We start from the raw sequence: 20332 nt of genomic DNA, 5'->3' as shown, positions 1-20332 counted from the left end.
AATAGGGCTTCTTTTTTTACCAAAACGATTCCATCGCCTGAACAATAAGACCAGTCAAAGCTTTAGCCCCTTGTGGAACCAAGTGTACGCCATCAGGTGTAAAGTATTCTGGATGCTGAAGAGCCACTGTATGCCAGTCAACTAACGTAACATTTTGATGTGCGTGGGCCTGTTGTTTCAAAGATTCATTTACTTTGCTTTCCCATTGGCGGGGAACTCTAGTATTGACAAGATAGATATGAGCTTTTGAGAAAGATTGAATCAATTGTTCAATCTGGCTGTTTGTAAAGTAGCCATTGGTTCCCAGCTCAATGATGACAGCTCTATTCGGCTGATTAAAAGACTTGTATTCCCTTGTGAGCTCCAAAGCTTGAGACATTTGCCTCCCCACTTTTCCATTAATCGTAACATGTGAAAGTGACTCACGGAGGTGTGAGGCAATATCAAGCATGACGGAATCTCCTATAGCTAACACTTCTTTATCAGAGTCTTTGGGTTCTTTCGCCTGCTGAGATTGCGTGTCTTTATTTTTATTAGCTTCTTGTCTATTATCTTTGTTCTCCTTTTGGTCTTGATTGGAGTCTGTTGTCTTTTGATCGGCATCGTCTTCCTTGTCTTTATCAGCTGCTGCTTTCTTACTATCCTCAGAAGTCTGGCTGGTATGAGCGTTTGTTTCTTGTGAGCTATACGTCCACTTGGTGGGGTGCTTTTGCTCTCCGGCTAGTCCAGACAGTCCTCCCGCAAAAATAAGTAGAGCGAGAATGACGAAACCAATTGACATTTTACTGATGACAGATATCGTTTTCCATTCCCTGATTCTATGTATAAAAATACGGCGGAAAAAGGATCTAAATCCCTGAGTCCTTATCGGCTTCTCAATAAACTGATAGGAAAACTCTGCGAGTATAAATGTAGCAATGACCTTTAGCACGATATGCCAAAAAACAGGGTTCCCGATTTCTTGGACTGGCGTGCTCAACACAATAACAGGATAGTGCCAAAGATAAATACCATAAGACCTTGTTCCAAGCCAGCGGAGCGGCCTCCATGAAAGCAGATTTCCTAAAAAGCTGCTCGGATGGCAACTACATGCAATAAGGATTGCGGCGACCATGCTAATCAAAAGCATGCCGCCTCTGTAAAGAAAAGGCTCGTATTCATCTGTGAAATAGACACACAACACTAATATACAAAATGCCGTAAGTTCAGTAGCGCGCAAAGTGTACTTCAGTTTGTTTGGCAGCCTGTTGGACGACAGCCTTTTCATCGGCCATACCAATGCTAAGGCACATCCGATGAGAAGTTCAAACGAACGAGTATCTGTACCGTAATACACGCGGCTCGGATCTGCGCCGGGATCATACAAAAAGCTCATCATCACGGCTGAACAAAGCGCCAGCAATGACACCGCGGCCGCCAATCTGGCGCGGCTTTTAAATATGTACATTCCAACAACAAGGAACATCGGCCATATCATATAAAATTGTTCTTCAATCGCCAGCGACCAAAGGTTTTTTAGAGGTGATGGGGAACCGAAACTATCAAAATATGACAGTTTGTGAAAAATAAACCACCAATTACTTATATAAAAAAGAGAAGAAATGGCATCTCCGCGTACAGTATGCAATAGTTCCCTATCAAACAATACAACCCAAATAACAGCAGAAAAGATCATAAGGTAAGCTGCTGGCAGGAGCCGCCGAATTCGGCGAACCCAAAAGTCACGAAAATCAAGGCTGATAGCATTTCCATGTACCGGCAATAGAATGGATGTAATTAAATAGCCGGATAAAACAAAAAAGATATCGACTCCAATGAAGCCCCCGTTAGCCCAATTGAAGTTTAAGTGATACGCGATAACTGAGAGGACGGCAAAAGCCCGAAGGCCATCGAGTCCAGGGATGTATCGATGATGCTGTGTCTTGTGATACATGGGTATTCCTCCAATAGTGTGCAGATATTCTCGTTGTTTTTGATAGCTAGATTACGACCTCAAATAGAGAAGATAGAAAACATCCATCATGTCAGTTGGATGTTTTTTTATATTATCGAATATAACGATCTCCCACGAGCAAGCTTGATATGACGCTGGTTGGAATTTTAAACTCGGTAACGCCCATATAGCCGGGGGCGACTTCATATTCATCAAATGAGATCACAAGTTTATGATCTTCGGTAATGTAAAACGTTTGATCAGGAAGAATCGTTTTGAATGGTTCTGCATCTTCATCAGTGAGCCAATATATTTTATTTGGATCTTCCTTCATTTGCTGTTTCATTTGTTCTTTGATGTTTTGGCTGATGGCTTTGATATAACGCTCATCTTTGAATAAGCTTTTTAATGTCAGTAAGATATCATTTTTTTTGTCAATTGTGATATAACGGCTTTGGGTGTAAGAAGATGCTTGTGTTTTTTCAATATCGCGCCGGATAGAGAGTAGAACTGGCGTGTCTGTTACTGTCTCGTAATCACTATAGATGCTGAGATGTCCTTTTTTGTTTTTGGATGTGGCCTGTATAAATTCCTTGTACAGCTGCTTGCTTTCTTTCAAGTATTTCTGGTTAATGCTGTTTTCAAGCTCTTTATTAGAAAGTCCGGATAGAGCAGGTGTTTTAACATCGATGCTCGATTGATCTTTCTCTTCTTTAATCTCAATAAAAGTGATGGCTTTGACAATCTTACCGATGACAGGGATTTTCGACATTGCTTGTGCTGCGTCAGGGTTGATGTTGACAAGTGCAGTGAATAAAATAGCCGCTGCAACAGCTGCTGATGTCGGCCACATGACGATTTTTTTCTTTTTTGGTTCTTGCTGAAGGGCATTTTCAACAATGATATCAAGTTCTTTAGGAATATGAACACTTTTATATTCTTCTCTTAATTGCTGCAATCTTTTATCCATTAAGAAAGATCCTCCTTCGTCAACTGAATGCGCATCAGCTTCAATGCTCTGTATAGGCGCGTTTTGACGGTATTAATGTTTTCCCCTGTTATTTCTGCAATTTCATCTAATTTGAGATCTTCAAAAAAACGCAATATAATAATGGTTTTATAGCGGTATGGCAACTCGTCAAGCGCTTCATGGAGATCAGTGTCCTTGTAATGGTCTTCTTTTCCGTTGCTTAAAAACTCTAACGTATCGTCATCCATCACTTTTACCTTTTTTTGTTTGCGCAAAAAATCAATAGCTGTACGTACTAAAATTTTATAAAACCAGCTTTTTATCGTTTCAGGGTTTCTGACCGTTTCAACTGAGCTCAGCGCTTTTTTTATAGATTCTTGAATAATATCTAATGCGTCGTCTTGATTTTTTACATAACTGAAAGCCAACCGGTAGAAATCTTGTTTATGATCAGTAATGCACGTGACAAGCAACGCTTTTATTGTTTGTTTTTTCTTCATTGCAATAAAGGGCTCCTTTTTGTATATACGTATATCATAGGCTGTTACCTAGGATAGACGCGGAAGGCTGAAAAATAGTTTGCGCAGAATAGCATTTTTTTAAAAGAAATGATCAGAGAGGGAGGATCCTAAAAACTTTGTAGAAAGAAATGCATACAAAAAACATGGCTTGTTGATACAAGCCATGTTTTTTGTACTATTGTTCTATTCCAAATAATGTTTTTTGAAATCGGAGTGGATTGAAAATTTGCGGCGCAGCTGGATGAGATTTTTCCCGAAGCTTTCTTCTAAAAGTCCTCTATGCTTTTTCAGAATTTCCATGAGGTACAGATCATGAATGATCACTTCAGTTATAGGCATGACTAAACCTACATGCATTGTCCATGCAGCGCGGCTGTTGTTGCCAAGAGAGACGATACCTGCTACAACTTCTGAATCATCTCCGCTATAGACAAGCCACCGCCCGTCATACTCTTCTGTAATTTCACTGCTCATATCATGAAGGTAAACAGCAGCAAAATCAGATGTGATGTCTCCGTACGCAATAATGGTCACAATGACACCTTGATTTGCCGCTTGTCTTAGCTCTGATTCTATTTCTTCAAAATCCTCTTCCCATATTTCCAAGAGAATTCTTTTTTTTGCGGATAAGATACAAGCCTTCACTTTTTCAAGAATTTCATTGCGTCCGGTGATATTCCAGATATTTTCCCGGTCATTTGCGGTCTGCTCGAATTTTTCAAAGTATTTCTCAGCCTGAACAAAATGCTCTTCCGCTTTGAGCCGGCGGTTTTTAATCAGTTCTTTAGCGGGAACAGGCACATACTGAGGTGTATTTCCATGACTTACAAAAACATCTCCTCTTAAGACAAGACTTTCCAAGACTTCATAAATTTTAGAACGGGGCACTCCGGAATTTTTGGCGACGGCATAGCCTGTTAAAGGCGATTCTTGCAATAAAGCAAGATATGCTTTTGATTCATATTCGGTAAAATTAAGGTTTTTTAAAATGTCTAACATATTTTCCTTCATACATCCTCCAATATAAAGAGCAGTCGCTGCCCTTGTAATCGCTATTTTAACAAACCATATTGATTTATTCCAAACGCATTGTTACAATTTTATGAGTAGTTACTATCGTAGTCACTATATATTGGGGGAGATTTTTTAAAGGGGGAGAAGAAATGCACAGCATACTCACATACATACCGATTGCTGCCATGATGGTTATCATACCGGGAGCAGATACGATGCTTGTGATGAAAAATACCCTTAGATATGGCGCAAAGGCTGGCCGTTATAACATCCTTGGATTGGCAACAGGACTTTCCTTTTGGACGGTTATCGCCATTTTAGGTTTATCAGTAGTTATTGCAAAGTCGGTGATTCTTTTCACAACGATCAAATATTTGGGAGCAGCATACTTAATTTATTTAGGAATCAAGAGTTTTTTTGCCAAAAGCATGTTTTCTTTTGATGAAACGCAATCTCAAGCAAGCAAGGAAAATTCTCCGAAACGTTATTATAAAACTTCCTTTATGCAAGGATCACTTAGTAATATTCTCAATCCTAAAACTGTTTTGGTTTATGTTACAATCATGCCCCAATTTATCAATCTAAAGGGAAATATAAACCAGCAGCTCATCATTTTAGCTTCAATCCTAACCTTATTAGCGGTTTTGTGGTTCCTCTTTCTCGTTTATATGATTGATTTCGCAAAAAAATGGATGAAAAACTCGAAGTTCCAGAAAGCGTTTCAAAAAGTAACCGGTATTATATTAGTGGGTTTCGGCATCAAAACTGGTATGAATTGAAATTCCGCTTACATGAATTGGAGATCAGTCAAGCAGTTGTTTTGCCTTTCAAATTCTCTTTTAGTCCGGCAGTATCATTTTTAATACAAAAAAACAAGGGAGTGTGTATCCCTTGTCTTTTTGTTATTTTATCTTATGTCCCCTGGTGGTCTGTACCTTATACATGATAATCAATAAAACAAACCAGGCCGGAGTGACAAATAAAGCAACACGTGTATCATTCGCCAGTGCCAATACGATAAGAATGAACGCGAGAAATGCGAGTGTTAAATAGTTGGATAATGGGTAAAAGGGCATTTTAAATTTGTTTACTTTCGCTTCATCCTGCCTTGATTTTCGATATTTCAAATGGCAAATCACCGTAATGCCCCAAATGAAAATGAAACATATGGTAGAAACACTTGTAATCAATGTAAAGACTTGCTCGGGCATTATATAATTCAGGCTAACGCCAATCAGAATGGCGATGGTTGAAAAGAACAGCGCATTGCTTGGAACTTTAGAAGAAGTCAGTTTCTTCAATAATCCAGGGGCGTGATGATCCTTGGCGAGAGAATAGACCATGCGGCTTGTGCTGAATAAAGCGCTGTTGGCCGCTGATGCCGCTGATGTTAATACAACAAAATTGATCATACTGGCGGCGGCAACGATGCCTACAACAGAAAAGACTTGAACAAATGGGCTTTCATTTGGGTTCAAAACGTTCCAAGGATAGATACACATAATGACAAAAAGTGCGCCGACATAAAAAAGTAAAATCCGAACTGGGATTTGATTGATGGCTTTAGGGATCACTTTTTGAGGATTTTCAGTTTCACCTGCAGTCAATCCAACAAGTTCAATTCCCACAAAAGCGAAGACAACCATTTGGAATGAAAGGATAAATCCATGCCATCCATTTGGAAACATGCCGCCGTGGCTCCAAAGGTTCGTGAGGCTGGCTGTGCCGGAATCAACGGAAAAACCTTTCGCTATCAAGAAAATACCAGTTGCGATAAGAGCCAAAATGGCGATAACTTTGATCAATGCAAACCAGAATTCTAATTCTCCGAAAAGTTTAACGGTTGCAAGGTTCATGATCAGCAAGATGATAAGCGCAAGAAGACCCGGCAGCCATTGAGGCACCGCAGGCAGCCAATATTGCGTATAAATCCCGACCGCCGTTAAATCAGCCATCGCGAGAGAAATCCAGCAGAACCAGTAGGTCCAGCCAGTAATAAACGCTGCCATGTCTCCTAGATAGTCCCTTACAAAATCAACGAAAGAGTGATATCCCGTATTTGATAAGAGCAGTTCTCCGAGCGAACGCATAATGAAAAAGCAAAATACACCGGTGATCATGTAAGCAAATAAAATAGATGGGCCCGCAAAGTGGATGGATTTTCCTGAGCCTAAGAATAAACCTGTCCCGATTGCACCCCCAATCGCCATTAATTGTATATGCCTGTTTTTAAGGCCTCTAGACAATTTTTGTTGTTGTCCAAAATTGTCTTTGTTAGAATTGCCTCTCAATTTTGTTTTCCTCCAATAATAAAAGATGAATAAAGTTTTATCGGATATTATACCATCTAAAAGAATACAATGTTTACTTTTTAAATTTTAAAAATATAATTTTCATTTGCTTGTTCGTACAGGTGCTAAATGTCTCTCACTCTTTATTTTCACTCCCAGTTTTATTGAATAGCAGAAAAAAGGTAAATGCTCAGTGAGGAAAAGAGGTCTTGGTAAAACGTCCTACTGGCGTAACCGTCATTCGTGACCGAGTGAAAACAGTAACAAATATGTAATGGCAAACAAAAAGACATTGTTTTGACGATGTCTTTTTTGTTTTGCTAGGATAGATGATAACAGTATGCTTATGAGGGCATTACTAAGGATACAGGCGAATTGAATGACATGAGGCAGGACATATAATGAACTTACATACAGCACAGCTATTGAAAATTTTATCAGAATATCAGTTTTTTGATTGGGAGCATCAAAAGAATAATAAACATCGCATCCTGATTGGCCTCCCGGAGAATAAGCTTGAAATAAAAGGTTTTTATCAATCATTCGGTTTTGAATCAGTCGAGAATCCGTATTCAAATATAAAAATCTCAAAAAAACAGTGGGTGCATATGGAGGATCTATTTTTTCAATGGATATCTCCTTATCTATCAACTTTCGGGCAAACAGTTGTTACGCCATTTCTAAGTAATGACTGGGAGGGTGAATGTCATCTGGGTGATGAGTTTGCTGATGCTTATGAAGCGTACAAGGCTTTTTTAATAGGTAGCGGATTGTATGATCATACGCCCGCTTTGATTGAGACCAGCAGGGGATATCAAATCGATCATATCGGAGATTTTTCAATTCTGGGCAAAATGGCTGCAAGAAATCATCAATATTTATTTTTTGCCGATGGAGATAAAGTTTTTATGTTTACAGATTCACTGACTTTCCAGATGTATTGTAAAGATGAAGAAGTTTTGCATAATGAAAAGAGAAAGATCGAGCAGTTGCTGAATCCTGATTTTTTATCGTGATCACTGCGGCGGACACACATAGAGTGTACGCCATTTCTTTGTTTCAATTGGATGTATTTTAGGTGATTTGACCTAGTCTTTAAGATTCATTTTTTGTCATTCGTGATTTTGGCATCATTACATTCCTCAAGAATGATAAACTGTTTACTGATTATTACTTTGGAAGGAGTCCAGCCCTGGGGAACGCGAATCTAAAATACTAATATGAGATGTAAATGATTCAACATTCTAAACACATAAGCATAAAAGGCCGGCATGTCAATCTGCTATAGAGGCCTTTCTGGAAGTGTAGAATGAGATGTTTCCGCCATGAAGATTCGGAATATTCAGGGCTTATCTAATAAGGACAAAGGATGATAGACGTGAAAAGAATAGATAAAATATACCATCAGCTTATGCATAATTTTCATGATTCCAGTTTAGATCATCTTTTAAAAGTACAGGGGAGTTCAGCAAAGGAAATTGCTGATCAGTTGAAAATGGAGCGGTCCAATGTCAGTTTTGAGTTGAACAATCTCGTCCGGTCCAAAAAGGTCATAAAAATAAAATCGTTTCCTGTGCGATACATCCCAGTCGAAATAGCGGAAAGGTTATGCAACAAGAAATGGGATACCGAGTTGATGGAAGTGAAAAGCCTGAAGCCGTTTTCTGGGAATTCCAAACAGAAACATCAACCTATTTCTACGAATCCTCTAGAGCTTATGATTGGGGCAAAAGGCAGTTTGAAGAAAGCCATTTCTCAGGCAAAAGCAGCTGTTTTTTATCCGCCGAACGGCCTGCATATGCTCCTCCTAGGGCCGACTGGTTCCGGTAAATCTCTTTTTGTGAACCGTATTTACCAGTTTGCCATTTACTCTGACATTTTGAAGGCCGGCTCACCATTTATTACATTTAACTGTGCAGATTACTACAACAATCCTCAATTATTGCTATCTCAATTATTCGGACACAAAAAAGGTTCATTTACAGGTGCCGGCGAGGATAAGGCTGGCTTAGTCGAACAGGCAGATGGGGGCATTCTTTTTATGGATGAAATCCACCGTCTCCCTCCTGAGGGGCAGGAAATGCTGTTTTATTTTATTGACAGCGGTTCTTATAACCGGCTTGGGGAATCTGAACATAAACGAACATCGAACGTATTGTTTATTTCCGCCACAACAGAAAATCCGAGTTCTGCTTTATTGAAAACATTTTTGCGAAGAATTCCAATGACCATACATATTCCTTCGCTTGAAGAACGATCGCTTAAAGAAAGAGTGGATCTGACGACGTTTTTATTAGGGAAAGAAGCAGAGCGAATTAAGAAAAATCTGAGTGTGCACATAGATGTCTATAATGCGCTTATTCATTCTGCGAAATTTGGAAATGTGGGGCAGCTGAAATCAAATGTCCAGTTAGTTTGTGCACACGGGTTTTTGCACAACCTTGAAAAAAATGAGGTTATTGAACTGACTGTTCGGGATCTGCCGGATGAAATCAAGCAAGAATGGATGTCCAGTAGCAAAAACATGCAAAGAAGCAAAGCTATTTCTGAATATGTCAATATTACAACGATTATCTCTCCGATTGTAGAAGATGAAACAACAAAAATTGACGAAGACCTCTCATTTAACTTGTATCATTTGATCGAGGAAAAAGTAAAAACCCTTATGAAAGAAGGATTATCCAAAAAGGATATTAATCAGTACATCTTAACTGATATCCATTTGCATGTCAGAAGTTTTTTTCATCATCGGGCGTTTCAAAAGGACAGCCTGCTGACATTCGTTGAAGACGACGTGATTCAAATGACCAAACAGTTAAAAGAAATAGCTGAGCATGAGCTGGCTTGCACATTTGACCGTAAATTTATTTATTTCTTGAGTATGCATATTGACGCATTTTTAAAGCGCGGAAAACAAATTGATGTTTTAAATACACAGGAGACTGATGAAATCCGTGACACTCATGTGAAAGAATATCGGGTGGCGATGATATTTAAAGATCAAATTCAGAAATATTTTAAAGTGGCCATCCCGGAAATAGAAGTCATCTACTTAACAATGCTGATTCATTCCATCAAATCGTTAAAAGAGAACAAAAGGGTTGGTATTATCGTGGCTGCACATGGAAATAGCACGGCGAGTTCAATGGTTGAAGTCGCGACAGAACTGTTAGGAAGCACTCCCATTGCAGCAGTTGACATGCCGCTTTCTGTTTCACCTTCGGACATTATCGAATGCGTAGCGGAAAAAATGAAACAGGTTGACGAAGGAGAAGGTGTTTTAATGCTGGTAGATATGGGGTCACTTGCGATGCTGGAAAGCAAGCTGGAGGAAAAGACAGGCATTGCCATCAAAACAATCAGCAATGTGACGACCTCAATGGTGCTGGATGCTGTCAGAAAAGTGAACTATTTGAATTTAAATTTGCATGCAATCTATCAATCGGTCACGAAGGATTTTATTGAGTTATGGGAGCGGCAGCCAGCGGTAGCCGGCAAAAAAAAGGCATTGGTTTCCATCTGTACGACAGGCAGCGGGACGGCCAAAAAGCTGGAAGACATCCTGACAACGATCGTAAACAAGGCCTCTGATACCCCGATTCACATATTGACTGTTTCATCCATTAAATTGGCAAACAACATAAAAGAAATTGAAAAAGAGTATGAGATCCTTGTGACAGTCGGAACGAAAGACCCTAAAATCAATGCTCCGCATGTATCTTTAGAAGTGTTAATTGAAGGGGAGGGAGAGAAGCTGATTCAACAGGCGATTACCAAAGGAAGCATCCCCTTGAGCAATGGATTGAACGAAGCGAATATCATTGTCAGGGAGCTTTGCGAGGATAGCTTGAAAAAGTACCTTGTCTTCTTGAACCCCCACCATATGATCGAGATGTTATTAGAGTGGCTGCAAACCGTTCAAGATGAGCTGGGAGTCATTTTCAATAATGCTGTTTTAATCAAAGTCATCATGCATACGGCTTTCGCCTTTGAGAGGGTGATGAAGCAGAATCCGATAGCTTTCTCAGAGGAAGATGAAATAAATGAACAGCTAAAAAGAATGCTGAACGTGACAGAACGTACATTAGCCCCATATGAACAAAAGCTTGGACTTCGCATAAGTGATGATGAAAAATTATTTATAGCCGCCATCTTCGCTGAAGAAGTGCCTGGCCAGCTGTTTTAAAAGCGTTTTTTTTATGTGAACCTGTATTAAATGGAACGCCATTTTAATACAGGTTTATTTTTTTGATTTCAAGTGTTTCAACAACCGTCTGTCATTTGCTGAAAACTTAATGAAAGCGCTTAACACAACTTTGTTGGCACGATCCTTGCATTATATATGGATGTACAAAACAGGAAAGGAGCAATGGATATGATTTCAGTTATTATCAGTGGTCATGGAGATTTTCCCATAGCATTAAAAGAGTCTTCAGGGATGATATTCGGTGAAGAAAATAACCTGATTGCAGTGCCGTTTTTTAAAGGAGAAGGGGTTCAAACGCTGCAAGAAAAATATCATCAGGCGCTCAAAGACATTCCGGAAGAAAATGAAGTGCTTTTTTTAGTCGATATTTTTGGAGGAACGCCATATAACGCGGCAGCTTCTTTCATTGCTGAAGATCAAAGAATGGATATGGCAGCCGGCGTAAACCTGCCGATTCTGCTGGAGGTATTAAGCCTGAGAGAACATCTGACACTTAAAGCTTTGCTGAACAACTTAAAAGCAATGAGCCAGCAAAGCTTTCAAGTGTGCAGTGAACATTTAGAAAAAGTAAAAACAGCCAATCAAGAAACAAGAGAGGATGAATTGTGATGAACATTGTGTTAGCAAGAATTGATGACCGCTTTATTCACGGCCAAATCCTGACAAGGTGGATTAAAGTCCATGCGGCAGACCGAATTATCGTTGTCTCCGATGATATTGCACAGGACGACATGAGAAAAGCGCTGATCCTTTCTGTTGCGCCTTCAAATGTAAAAGCGAGTGCCGTTTCGGTTTCAAAAATGGCAAAAGCATTTCATAGTCCGCGTTATGAAGGGGTAACGGCAATGCTCTTGTTTGAAAATCCGTCCGATATTGTATCTCTTGTAGAAGCAGGCGTACCGATCAAAACAGTAAACGTTGGAGGGATGCGTTTTGAAAATCATCGCAGGCAAATCACAAAATCAGTCAGCGTCACAGAGCAAGATATAAAGGCGTTTGAAACATTAAGTGATCTGGGCGTGACACTGGAGTTGAGGCAGCTGCCTTCAGATGCCAGCGAGGACTTTGTACAGATTTTACGGAACGTAACAAAATAATCAAGGGGATGAGAATATGTCTTCATTACAAATTATTTTGTTGTTAATCATTGCAGCAATCACCGGAATCGCAAGTGTATTGGATGAAGGGCAGACACACCGGCCGCTTGTGGCCTGCACGCTGGTTGGCTTGGTGCTCGGGGATTTAAAGACAGGAATTATTCTCGGTGGCACACTGGAGCTGATGGCGCTGGGCTGGATGAACGTCGGCCTTGCTATGGCGCCTGATACAGCGATCGCCTCTGTCATCTCAACCATTTTAGTCATTACCGCTGATCAGGGAATTGGCGAAGGTATTGCCGTAGCTGTTGCTTTGGCAGCTGCTGGTCAAGCGCTGACGATTTTTGTGCGGACGATCACTGTCTTTTTCATTCACCGCGCTGATCAATACGCAAAAGAAGGGAATATAAAAGGAATTGAAATTATGCATATAACCGCGATGGTGTTTCAAGCGCTTCGCGTCATGATACCGACTTTGATTGTCGCATTGATCAGTGTCAGCGCTGTTCAGGCGTTCTTGGGCAATATTCCGGATGTGATTACAAAAGGGCTGCAAATAGGTGGAGGCATTATCGTTGTTGTCGGATATGCCATGGTGATCAATATGATGAATATTCCTTATTTAAAGCCATTTTTCTATATTGGTTTCTTATTAGCGGCGTTTACCGATTTCAACTTAGTAGGATTTGGAGCCCTCGGTCTCTGTCTGGCGCTTTTATACCAGCAGATGATGCAAAAACATACTGCGCACGGAGCGGTGGCCGCCGCATCTGACAGTGGCCAAGTCGGTGTTTATGATGACGATGATGATCTTGATGCCTAAACCATGAGGGGGGATGAAAAAGATGGAGAAAGAAAAGCGATTAACGAAAAAAGAAATTTTCAGCATGTTTATTCGTTCAAATTTTTTGCTCGGCTCCTTTAACTTCGAACGTGTGCAGGCCATGGGTTATTGTTATGTGATGATACCGGCGATCAAAAAACTATACGGTCCCGGCGCGAAAAGAAACGAAGCCTTGCAGCGGCATTTGGAATGGTTTAATACACATCCGTGGCTGACAGCGCCTATATTTGGCGTGACGGCAGCCATGGAAGAAGAAATGGCGAACAATAAAGGAATTGATGGAAAAGCGATCAGCGGAATGAAAATCGGTTTGATGGGGCCGATAGCGGGTGTAGGCGACCCGATTTTCTGGGGAACCATTCGCCCGGTCTTAGCTGCGTTAGGGGCATCCCTTGCTTTAGGCGGAAACATTGCCGGTCCTTTGCTATTCTTTTTCTTGCTGAACGCCATAAGATTAAGCACAAAATATTACGGATTAAAGTATGGCTATGTGAAAGGAATGGAGATTCTGCAGGATTTAGCGGGGAATCGCATTCAAAAGCTGACAGAGGGCGCTTCAATTCTCGGGTTATTTGTAATGGGAGCTCTCGTTTCCAAATGGACCACCATCAACATTCCCATCGTTGTGTCCAGGATTAAGGATGAAAGCGGAAAAGTGGATGTTCAAACCGTACAAAATGTGTTAGACAGCATCATGCCGGGGGCGCTGCCTCTAGGGTTAACGTTATTGGTGGCATGGATGCTGCGCAAAGGGGTGAATCCTCTTCTCATTATTTGCGGGATCTTTATTATCGGGATTCTTGGATATTGGGCTGGATTTTTAGCATAAGCTGTGTGATGTAAGAAAGAAGAGGGAAACTGCAGCAATCTACCATATATCAATCATTCGGATAACAGCGAACAGAGGAGAATTGCCAGAAACGGATCAACTTGCGCAGCAGTCTCTCTTGAAAGTGATCAAACATGAAGAGAGGAGCGAAACAAATGAAAAAGAGACTTATTCAAGTCATTATTATGTTTACCCTGCTGTTCACTATCGCCTTTTCAGTTGAGGCAGCAGATTCAAGCTACTATGATGAAGATTATCGTCCTCAATATCATTTCACACCGGAGGCAAACTGGATGAATGATCCAAACGGGATGGTCTATTATGCTGGAGAATATCATTTGTTCTATCAATACCATCCATACGGGCTTCAGTGGGGCCCCATGCATTGGGGGCATGCCGTGAGCAAAGATTTGGTTACGTGGAAGCACCTTCCTGTTGCGCTGGCTCCGGATGACAAAGGCACGATCTTTTCTGGAAGCGCAGTTGTAGATAGAAATAACACAAGCGGTTTTCAAACAGGCGAAGAGAAGCCGCTTGTGGCTGTTTATACACAGGACAGGGAAGGCCATCAAGTGCAAAGCATTGCTTATAGCAATGACAAAGGAAGAACGTGGACGAAATACGCTGGCAACCCTGTCATTCCGAACCCGGGAAAAAAAGATTTTCGCGATCCGAAGGTCTTTTGGTATGAAAAAGAAAACAAGTGGGTGATGGTGCTTGCGGCCGATGACCGAATCCTCATTTATACATCAAAAAATCTGAAGCAGTGGACATATGCAAGTGAGTTTGGACAGGGACAAGGGAGCCATGGGGGAGTATGGGAGTGCCCGGATTTGTTTGAGCTTCCGGTAGACGGCAATCCGAATCAAAAAAAATGGGTGATGCAGGTCAGTGTCGGAAACGGAGCGGTTTCGGGAGGATCAGGCATGCAATATTTTGTAGGGGACTTTGATGGAACTCATTTTAAAAATGAAAATCCGTCAAACAAAGTTCTCTGGACGGATTACGGCAAAGACTTTTATGCGGCTGTATCCTGGTCCGATATTCCATCCTCAGACGGCCGGCGGCTATGGTTAGGGTGGATGAGCAATTGGCAATATGCGAATGATGTTCCTACCTCCCCATGGAGAAGTGCGGCGTCCATTCCAAGAGAGTTAAAATTGAAAACGCTTACTGGAGGGGTTAGGGTCGTCCAAACACCAGTAAAAGAGCTGCAAACCATTCGCGGAACCTCTAAAAAGTGGAAGAATCAGACCGTATCGACCACAAGCCAAAATGTGTTAGCGGGCCTATCTGGAGATGCGTATGAACTACATGCAGAATTTCAAGTGACACCACGTTCAGCTGCTGAATTTGGTTTTAAAGTTCGAACAGGCAGAAATCAATTCACAAAAGTCGGCTATGATCGAAAAAATGCCAAACTGTTCGTTGACCGGAGTGAGTCGGGGAACGTCACCTTTAATCCGACCTTTAACACCGGAAAACAAACAGCTCCGCTGAAACCGGTAAATGGAAGGGTAAAGATGCGCATTTTTGTCGACCGCTCTTCAGTTGAAGTATTTGGGAATGACGGACAGCAGGTCATAACCGACATCATACTCCCGGATCGATCAAGCAACGGTCTAGAATTATATGCGGCGAATGGCGGTGTAAAGGTGAAATCTTTAACGATATACCCTTTAAAAAAGGTATGGGGAACATCACCTTTCATCTCTAATTTGGCTGGCTGGACGACTGTAAATGGCACGTGGGCCGACACAATTGAAGGAAAACAAGGAAGATCGGAGGGTGATTCCTTTATTTTGTCTTCAGCATCCGGATCTGACTTCACCTATGAATCTGATATCACCATTAAGGATGGAAACGGAAGGGGGGCAGGAGCGCTTATGTTTCGCTCTGACAAAGATGCCCAAAATGGTTATCTTGCCAATGTGGATGCGAAACATGACTTAGTGAAATTCTTTAAATTTGAGAACGGTGCTGCTTCTGTCATTGCCGAATACAAAACACCGATAGACGTAAATAAGAAGTATCATCTGAAAACTGAGGCTCGGGGTGATCACTTCAAAATCTATTTAGATGATCGTCTTGTAATTGATACGAATGATTCCACATTCTCCGAAGGTCAATTCGGCTTAAATGTGTGGGATGCAACTGCTGTCTTTCAAAATGTAAACAAGGGGTCTTGAAATAGCGGGATCTTCATGTAGTAAACTAAATTAAGCGTTTAATAAAAACAGAAGCTGAGGAACGGTTGAGTTGATCAATACTGTTCCTCAGCAAATCAATCAATGTATTAAAGGGTGGGTAATTTAATCGCAGTATTAATATTTTGCAAATTCAGCTTGACTTGTTCATCTGTGTTCCAAGGGTGGTACCAGCCCTTTTCCATCATATAGCTTGAGATTTGTTCATGCATATCAAGGGCTTCTTCCAAATGACGGGTAAGGATCTCTTTCACTTCAGGCGTCCCAGCTTCCGTTGCGGCCATCGCATAATTTCTGACTCCGTTTTTTGCTGCAATCAATAAGTCCATGGCTATGATTTGGTCTGTTAAAACGTTCATGCCGGTCAGATATTCAATGATAGGATTCATGATCATTCATCTCCTCATTCATGCTTTGCATTAGATAAAATAGAGGCAAATTCCTGTAACTGCCGTGTGGTAATATCAACGTCTTGCTGCATGATTTCTTTAAGCTTCGGATCAGATACCAGCGCTTTCATTGTTTTGGATTTCGTCAAACAAAGGGTCTTAAATGCAGTCATTTCTTGGACCTCAAGCACTTCATGTAAGGCATATTCCATTTCTGCAACCTCCGTTTTTTTAAGGTTTTAACACTACTTTTATACAGTCATCCATTTTTGTATCAAAAATGTCATAACCATGCTTGGCTTCACTAAGCGGCAGAACATGGCTTACAACATCTCCCGGATCAATTTTGCCCGTTGACACTAATTCAAACATGTATGGCATATAGTGGATTACCGGAGCTTGTCCAGAGCGTATATTGATGTTTCGCTGCATAATATCTCCTAACGGAAAACCGTTATATCTTCCTCCATACACACCTGTAATTTGGATGGTTCCGCCTTTGCGAACGGCTTGGGAAGCAATGACCAATGCACTCATCGTTCCGCCATGAAGTTTTAATCCGCTGGCAAGGAACTCAAGGTCGCTCATTTTCCCATCCATCCCAACAGCGTCAATAACAACATCCGCTCCGCCTTTGGTGATTTCCTTCAAGTAACTCCCTGTATTCTCATGGTCTTCAAAATTAACGATTTCTACTTGATTTGTTCGTTTGGCATGCTGTAAGCGGTAGTTTACATAGTCAACCGCTATGACACGCTTTGCCCCCTTTAACCAACAAAACTTTTGAGCAAAAAGGCCGACTGGCCCGCAGCCGAGAACAATAACTGTATCGCCGTCTTTTACACCGGCATTGTCTACACTCCAGAAACCGGTGGTCATGGCATCGGATATCACGCTTAACTTCTCATCGGGCTCCTCACAGGTTTCAGGAATTTTAAAATGGGTAAAATTCGCAAAGGGCACTCTTAAATATTCTGCCTGCCCGCCTGGATAACCGCCAGTATCCCCTGAATAGCCGAAATAGGCGCCCATTTCGCCGTTGTCATTAGATTGATCACACTGGCTTTCCAGCTGGTGCTTACAAAAAAAGCATTCACCGCAGGCGATCGTAAAAGGAATAATGACGCGATCGCCTTTTTGCACCTTTGTCACTCCCGGCCCAACTTCTTCAACGATGCCCATCGGTTCATGGCCGATGACATAGTCTTCTTGCAGATTAGGAATCAATCCATGGATTAAATGCAAATCCGATCCGCAAATGGCTGTACTGGTAACTTTTATAATCATGTCATCGGATTTTTCAATCTTTGGATCTGGCACATCTTTGACAACAACATTTTTAATGCCTTGATACGTTACTGCCTTCATGCTGTAAAACCTCCAGTGTTAGCGTTCATCAGGTGTCCGGTCAAACATCCCTTTTCGATTTGTTTTAACAGGAAAGAGATCCATGTTGCCGACCATGATCGTGTTTTTTGCAGAGAGCTGATCCAGCTTATATTGTTCGCTCAGCTCATACGGGTGAAACCACTTTTTGCTTATCATCAGTTCTGTAATCTCTTGATGCATCGCGATTCCTTGCATTAGCTGTTTCCGCAACAAGGCTCTTACATCTGGAGAAGCGGTTTCAGTCAAAGCTACAGCAATATTTCTCACGCCTTCTTTTGTTCTTATCAGAAAATCCATCGCAAATGTGGTATCGGCAAGTTCAGGCACATTCAGCGAATTAATAGGGTCTAAATGATCATGGTTCAAAGGTGCTTACCTTCCTTTCAATTGATGATTGGCGTTGGACGGCTTTCAGGGACAGGGGCCTGAAATGGCGCACGCTCATAAACCGCTTGTAAGTCAGTAAGATCTTGAATGGATTGCTGCACATCTTTTTGCATCAAGTCCTTCAGGTCTTGATCAAACACAAGTCCCTGCATTAATTTCGATTTCGCTATACAAAGTGTTTTAAAGTTCACGATTTCATGTAGGTCTACAGCCTCGTGAGCAGCTAATGTTTGATGATCCATATTGATTTAACCTCCTTTAATCAACGTTACTTTTCCCTAAATGAATTTGAAGCATACAGAAAGAACATTGCGCCGCAAAAAATTGCATATTCAATATAAATTGAATGATTCTAATCATGTACACGAAGATGCATGAACTATCTGTACGCGGTGACGTCGGCCTAACGGCTCCTGCTACAAGTTAATGAAATGATTACAAACAACTGATTAAAAGGGGGGGGGTTCTATAAGGATAGGGTATCTTTGAAACGAAAACTTAGGAATAATTTCACTTTTAAAGGACTTGATTTATGGCAAATTAATCGGATGTAGGCAAGTCAGACGCACGGTGTTTATAAGGAGAGAGGGGCTGGAAAGTGCACTCAGTCATTATTCGGTCATTTTCCCTTTGATATTTTAACAAGATCGTTGTATAATACAAATCGTAATTATTTCGTTTTAATGAGAAGGAGTGTTGTAATGGGAATTTTATTTTGTAAGAGGTTAGGTATATTAACGATTGGTTCATTACTAGTATTGGCAGGATGTCAGGCTTCAGATTCATCAAAAGGTGAGTCTCATAAAACAAGTTCATCAGTTGCAGAAGACTCTTCTAAAACCCAAGAGCAAACATCTGAATCTCATGATCATGATCACGATCATAGTCATGCACATGCACATGATAAAGAGACAGAAAAAATTTATGAAGGCTATTTTAAAAACAGCCAAGTAAAGGATCGGTCACTTTCTGATTGGGAAGGAGACTGGCAATCAGTATATCCGTACCTGCAAGATGGCACTCTTGATGAAGTATTTTCGCATAAATCAGAACATGAAGGTGACAAGACAGCTGAAGAATATAAAGAGTATTATAAAAAAGGGTATAAAACAGATGTTGACCGTATCTTAATCCAGCAAGATACTGTAAAGTTCTTCAAAAACGGAAAAGAATATTCTGGTAAGTATACTTATGACGGGTATGAAATTTTAACATATGATGCGGGCAATAGAGGGGTAAGATACATCTTCAAACTGGATAAAAAAGCTGAAGGCCTTCCTCAGTATATTCAGTTTAGTGATCATAGTATCTATCCGACTAAAGCTAGTCATTACCATCTGTATTGGGGTGATGACCGTGAAGCTTTACTCGATGAAGTCAAAAACTGGCCTACCTACTATCCGTCAGAAATGGACGGACATGATATTGCCCATGAGATGATGGCGCATTAATTGAGGAGTAACATGCCCATGAAGTGTATTATTTCTTTTGCACAAAACAAACGGTCATTTTTTCACTGTGAAAATAGATAGAAAGGGAAACACGTCTACCTTTGTAGAGAGTGATTACTTAGATGTCTCTGAAAAAGCTGCTGACGAGGAGTCAGCAGCTTTTTCGCTCTCTTCCGTTTATCCTGTTCTTGATGATGGGGAAGGGTGGGGAAGGCTTGATCTCTTTTCCGCCGCTGATGGCTATGGCGCTTTTGACAAAAATGTTACCGTGGCCATGGATTCTTCCAAAGGCGGCTTCTATGCACTCGATCGCTGGCGCAACGATATCTCCGGCATCGGAAAGCTTACCAAAAGGGGACAGGCACGTTAAAGCTGGAGGGGAACAATACATACTCCGGCGGCACGCGGATTAATCAGGGTACGCTTGAGGGCGGCTCCGAGACAGCTTTTGGGAGAGGTGATGTTTCAAACAACAGAGGCATCCTGAAGGAAGATGTCTCAGGAAAACTGATCATCGGTGGAGACTACAAACAATCAGCCAAGGGTATACTTGAACTCAATCTCAGCGGTAAGCATGATCTGCTCCAAATCAAGGGCAAGGCAAAAATAAAAGGGACATTACGTCTCCATTTTTCGGACAATTATGTACCGGCTGACGGATCCACAATCATTACCTATCATAAGCGTAATGGATCCTTTTCTTCAATCGAAACCACGGGCTTGCCAAGCAAGTACAAAGTGAAGCTCGTCTATAAGTCCAACAGTATCCAATTAAAAGTCAAGGGAAATTAATTTTGCGTGGT

The 20332-nt window shown here is 41.1% G+C and carries 20 protein-coding genes and 1 pseudogene; 11 read left to right on the top strand and 10 right to left on the bottom strand.

The window, feature by feature from the left end; all coding sequences use genetic code 11:
• Positions 1 to 16 precede the first annotated feature (16 nt).
• From V6D41_RS02560 to V6D41_RS02545, 4 genes are all read right to left on the bottom strand, one after another.
• Positions 17 to 1933 carry an acyltransferase family protein gene (locus V6D41_RS02560; protein ID WP_333517184.1) on the bottom strand — a complete coding sequence of 639 codons (1917 nt, stop codon included), beginning with the start codon at positions 1931 to 1933 and terminating at the stop codon, positions 17 to 19.
• 112 nt (positions 1934 to 2045) lie between these two features.
• Complete coding sequence (rsiV, locus tag V6D41_RS02555; RefSeq protein ID WP_333517183.1) at positions 2046 to 2903, bottom strand: anti-sigma-V factor RsiV; 858 nt, start codon at positions 2901 to 2903, stop codon at positions 2046 to 2048.
• Positions 2903 to 3403 (bottom strand): RNA polymerase sigma factor SigV, encoded by a 501-nt coding sequence (gene sigV, locus V6D41_RS02550; RefSeq protein ID WP_166850309.1) that lies wholly within the window; start codon positions 3401 to 3403, stop codon positions 2903 to 2905. The genes rsiV and sigV overlap by 1 nt, the downstream gene beginning before the upstream one ends.
• 204 nt (positions 3404 to 3607) lie before the next feature.
• The gene (locus V6D41_RS02545) at positions 3608 to 4435 is read right to left on the bottom strand and encodes a TrmB family transcriptional regulator (RefSeq protein ID WP_333517182.1); all 828 of its coding nucleotides are present in this window, start codon (positions 4433 to 4435) and stop codon (positions 3608 to 3610) included.
• A 152-nt stretch (positions 4436 to 4587) separates the two neighbouring features.
• Here V6D41_RS02545 and V6D41_RS02540 point away from each other — a divergent pair, with 152 nt between their 5' ends.
• Positions 4588 to 5217, top strand: a complete 630-nt coding sequence (locus V6D41_RS02540; protein ID WP_333517181.1) for a LysE family transporter — start codon at positions 4588 to 4590, stop codon at positions 5215 to 5217.
• A 123-nt stretch (positions 5218 to 5340) separates the two neighbouring features.
• On the opposite strand, the gene V6D41_RS02535 is transcribed toward V6D41_RS02540, so the two are convergent.
• A complete protein-coding gene (locus tag V6D41_RS02535; protein WP_333517180.1) occupies positions 5341 to 6729 on the bottom strand; it encodes an amino acid permease in 1389 nt (462 codons plus the stop codon).
• Between the two features lie 401 nt (positions 6730 to 7130).
• On the opposite strand from V6D41_RS02535, the gene V6D41_RS02530 reads away from it, so the two are divergent.
• From V6D41_RS02530 to V6D41_RS02495, 8 genes are all read left to right on the top strand, one after another.
• Positions 7131 to 7745 carry a hypothetical protein gene (locus V6D41_RS02530; RefSeq protein WP_333517179.1) on the top strand — a complete coding sequence of 205 codons (615 nt, stop codon included), beginning with the start codon at positions 7131 to 7133 and terminating at the stop codon, positions 7743 to 7745.
• A 362-nt stretch (positions 7746 to 8107) separates the two neighbouring features.
• Positions 8108 to 10915, top strand: a complete 2808-nt coding sequence (levR, locus tag V6D41_RS02525) for a transcriptional regulator LevR (RefSeq protein WP_333517178.1) — start codon at positions 8108 to 8110, stop codon at positions 10913 to 10915.
• Positions 10916 to 11104: 189 nt separating this feature from the next.
• A complete protein-coding gene (gene levD / locus V6D41_RS02520; protein ID WP_333517177.1) occupies positions 11105 to 11545 on the top strand; it encodes a PTS fructose transporter subunit IIA in 441 nt (146 codons plus the stop codon).
• Complete coding sequence (gene levE, locus V6D41_RS02515; RefSeq protein WP_333517176.1) at positions 11545 to 12033, top strand: PTS fructose transporter subunit IIB; 489 nt, start codon at positions 11545 to 11547, stop codon at positions 12031 to 12033. The genes levD and levE overlap by 1 nt, the downstream gene beginning before the upstream one ends.
• A 16-nt stretch (positions 12034 to 12049) precedes the next feature.
• Complete coding sequence (levF, locus tag V6D41_RS02510; RefSeq protein WP_087993810.1) at positions 12050 to 12856, top strand: PTS fructose transporter subunit IIC; 807 nt, start codon at positions 12050 to 12052, stop codon at positions 12854 to 12856.
• Positions 12857 to 12878: 22 nt separating this feature from the next.
• Positions 12879 to 13706, top strand: coding sequence for a PTS fructose transporter subunit IID (gene levG, locus V6D41_RS02505; protein ID WP_014114571.1), 828 nt, complete (start codon positions 12879 to 12881; stop codon positions 13704 to 13706).
• Between the two features lie 82 nt (positions 13707 to 13788).
• Positions 13789 to 13929, top strand: a complete 141-nt coding sequence (locus V6D41_RS02500) for a hypothetical protein (protein WP_333517175.1) — start codon at positions 13789 to 13791, stop codon at positions 13927 to 13929.
• On the top strand, positions 13862 to 15895 hold the full coding sequence (locus tag V6D41_RS02495; RefSeq protein WP_333517174.1) for a GH32 C-terminal domain-containing protein: 2034 nt from the start codon (positions 13862 to 13864) through the stop codon (positions 15893 to 15895). Before V6D41_RS02500 ends, V6D41_RS02495 begins: the two co-directional genes overlap by 68 nt.
• Before the next feature lie 107 nt (positions 15896 to 16002).
• Here the strand turns inward: V6D41_RS02495 and V6D41_RS02490 are convergent, their stop codons facing one another.
• From V6D41_RS02490 to V6D41_RS02470, 5 genes are read right to left on the bottom strand one after another with little or no spacing between them, the layout of a single operon-like run.
• Entirely contained in the window at positions 16003 to 16302 is a 300-nt protein-coding gene (locus V6D41_RS02490; protein WP_333517173.1) for a spore coat protein, read from the bottom strand.
• Between the two features lie 14 nt (positions 16303 to 16316).
• On the bottom strand, positions 16317 to 16514 hold the full coding sequence (locus tag V6D41_RS02485; protein WP_014480384.1) for a hypothetical protein: 198 nt from the start codon (positions 16512 to 16514) through the stop codon (positions 16317 to 16319).
• Between the two features lie 19 nt (positions 16515 to 16533).
• On the bottom strand, positions 16534 to 17670 hold the full coding sequence (locus V6D41_RS02480; RefSeq protein WP_087993818.1) for a zinc-dependent alcohol dehydrogenase: 1137 nt from the start codon (positions 17668 to 17670) through the stop codon (positions 16534 to 16536).
• A gap of 18 nt (positions 17671 to 17688) precedes the next feature.
• Entirely contained in the window at positions 17689 to 18057 is a 369-nt protein-coding gene (locus V6D41_RS02475) for a spore coat protein (protein ID WP_333517172.1), read from the bottom strand.
• 17 nt (positions 18058 to 18074) lie between these two features.
• On the bottom strand, positions 18075 to 18320 hold the full coding sequence (locus tag V6D41_RS02470; RefSeq protein ID WP_064814326.1) for a hypothetical protein: 246 nt from the start codon (positions 18318 to 18320) through the stop codon (positions 18075 to 18077).
• A 459-nt stretch (positions 18321 to 18779) separates the two neighbouring features.
• On the opposite strand from V6D41_RS02470, the gene V6D41_RS02465 reads away from it, so the two are divergent.
• Together V6D41_RS02465 and V6D41_RS02460 are read left to right on the top strand one after the other, a co-directional pair.
• Entirely contained in the window at positions 18780 to 19529 is a 750-nt protein-coding gene (locus V6D41_RS02465; protein ID WP_333517171.1) for a metal-binding protein ZinT, read from the top strand.
• Positions 19530 to 19695: 166 nt separating this feature from the next.
• Positions 19696 to 20321: pseudogene (locus tag V6D41_RS02460) on the top strand (autotransporter-associated beta strand repeat-containing protein); the annotation flags it as partial.
• Positions 20322 to 20332 lie beyond the last annotated feature (11 nt).

The organism is Bacillus sp. 0102A (assembly GCF_036765155.1).
GTDB classification, from domain to species: Bacteria; Bacillota; Bacilli; order Bacillales; family Bacillaceae; genus Bacillus; species Bacillus subtilis_G.
The sequence above is the reverse complement of the archived record's forward strand: the minus strand, read 5'-3'. Positions and strand labels throughout refer to the sequence as shown.

Excerpts from the sequence above, each read along its gene's own strand:
- levD (WP_333517177.1), top strand. The coding sequence starts at position 11,105 with ATGATTTCAGTTATTATCAGTGGTCATGGAGATTTTCCCATAGCATTA.
- V6D41_RS02560 (WP_333517184.1), bottom strand. The coding sequence starts at position 1,933 with ATGTATCACAAGACACAGCATCATCGATACATCCCTGGACTCGATGGC.
- V6D41_RS02480 (WP_087993818.1), bottom strand. The coding sequence starts at position 17,670 with ATGAAGGCAGTAACGTATCAAGGCATTAAAAATGTTGTTGTCAAAGAT.
- levF (WP_087993810.1), top strand. The coding sequence starts at position 12,050 with ATGTCTTCATTACAAATTATTTTGTTGTTAATCATTGCAGCAATCACC.
- V6D41_RS02485 (WP_014480384.1), bottom strand. The coding sequence starts at position 16,514 with ATGGAATATGCCTTACATGAAGTGCTTGAGGTCCAAGAAATGACTGCA.
- sigV (WP_166850309.1), bottom strand. The coding sequence starts at position 3,403 with ATGAAGAAAAAACAAACAATAAAAGCGTTGCTTGTCACGTGCATTACT.
- rsiV (WP_333517183.1), bottom strand. The coding sequence starts at position 2,903 with ATGGATAAAAGATTGCAGCAATTAAGAGAAGAATATAAAAGTGTTCAT.
- levE (WP_333517176.1), top strand. The coding sequence starts at position 11,545 with ATGAACATTGTGTTAGCAAGAATTGATGACCGCTTTATTCACGGCCAA.
- levG (WP_014114571.1), top strand. The coding sequence starts at position 12,879 with ATGGAGAAAGAAAAGCGATTAACGAAAAAAGAAATTTTCAGCATGTTT.
- V6D41_RS02530 (WP_333517179.1), top strand. The coding sequence starts at position 7,131 with ATGAACTTACATACAGCACAGCTATTGAAAATTTTATCAGAATATCAG.
- V6D41_RS02545 (WP_333517182.1), bottom strand. The coding sequence starts at position 4,435 with ATGAAGGAAAATATGTTAGACATTTTAAAAAACCTTAATTTTACCGAA.
- V6D41_RS02490 (WP_333517173.1), bottom strand. The coding sequence starts at position 16,302 with ATGAATCCTATCATTGAATATCTGACCGGCATGAACGTTTTAACAGAC.
- V6D41_RS02540 (WP_333517181.1), top strand. The coding sequence starts at position 4,588 with ATGCACAGCATACTCACATACATACCGATTGCTGCCATGATGGTTATC.
- V6D41_RS02495 (WP_333517174.1), top strand. The coding sequence starts at position 13,862 with ATGAAAAAGAGACTTATTCAAGTCATTATTATGTTTACCCTGCTGTTC.
- V6D41_RS02470 (WP_064814326.1), bottom strand. The coding sequence starts at position 18,320 with ATGGATCATCAAACATTAGCTGCTCACGAGGCTGTAGACCTACATGAA.
- V6D41_RS02465 (WP_333517171.1), top strand. The coding sequence starts at position 18,780 with ATGGGAATTTTATTTTGTAAGAGGTTAGGTATATTAACGATTGGTTCA.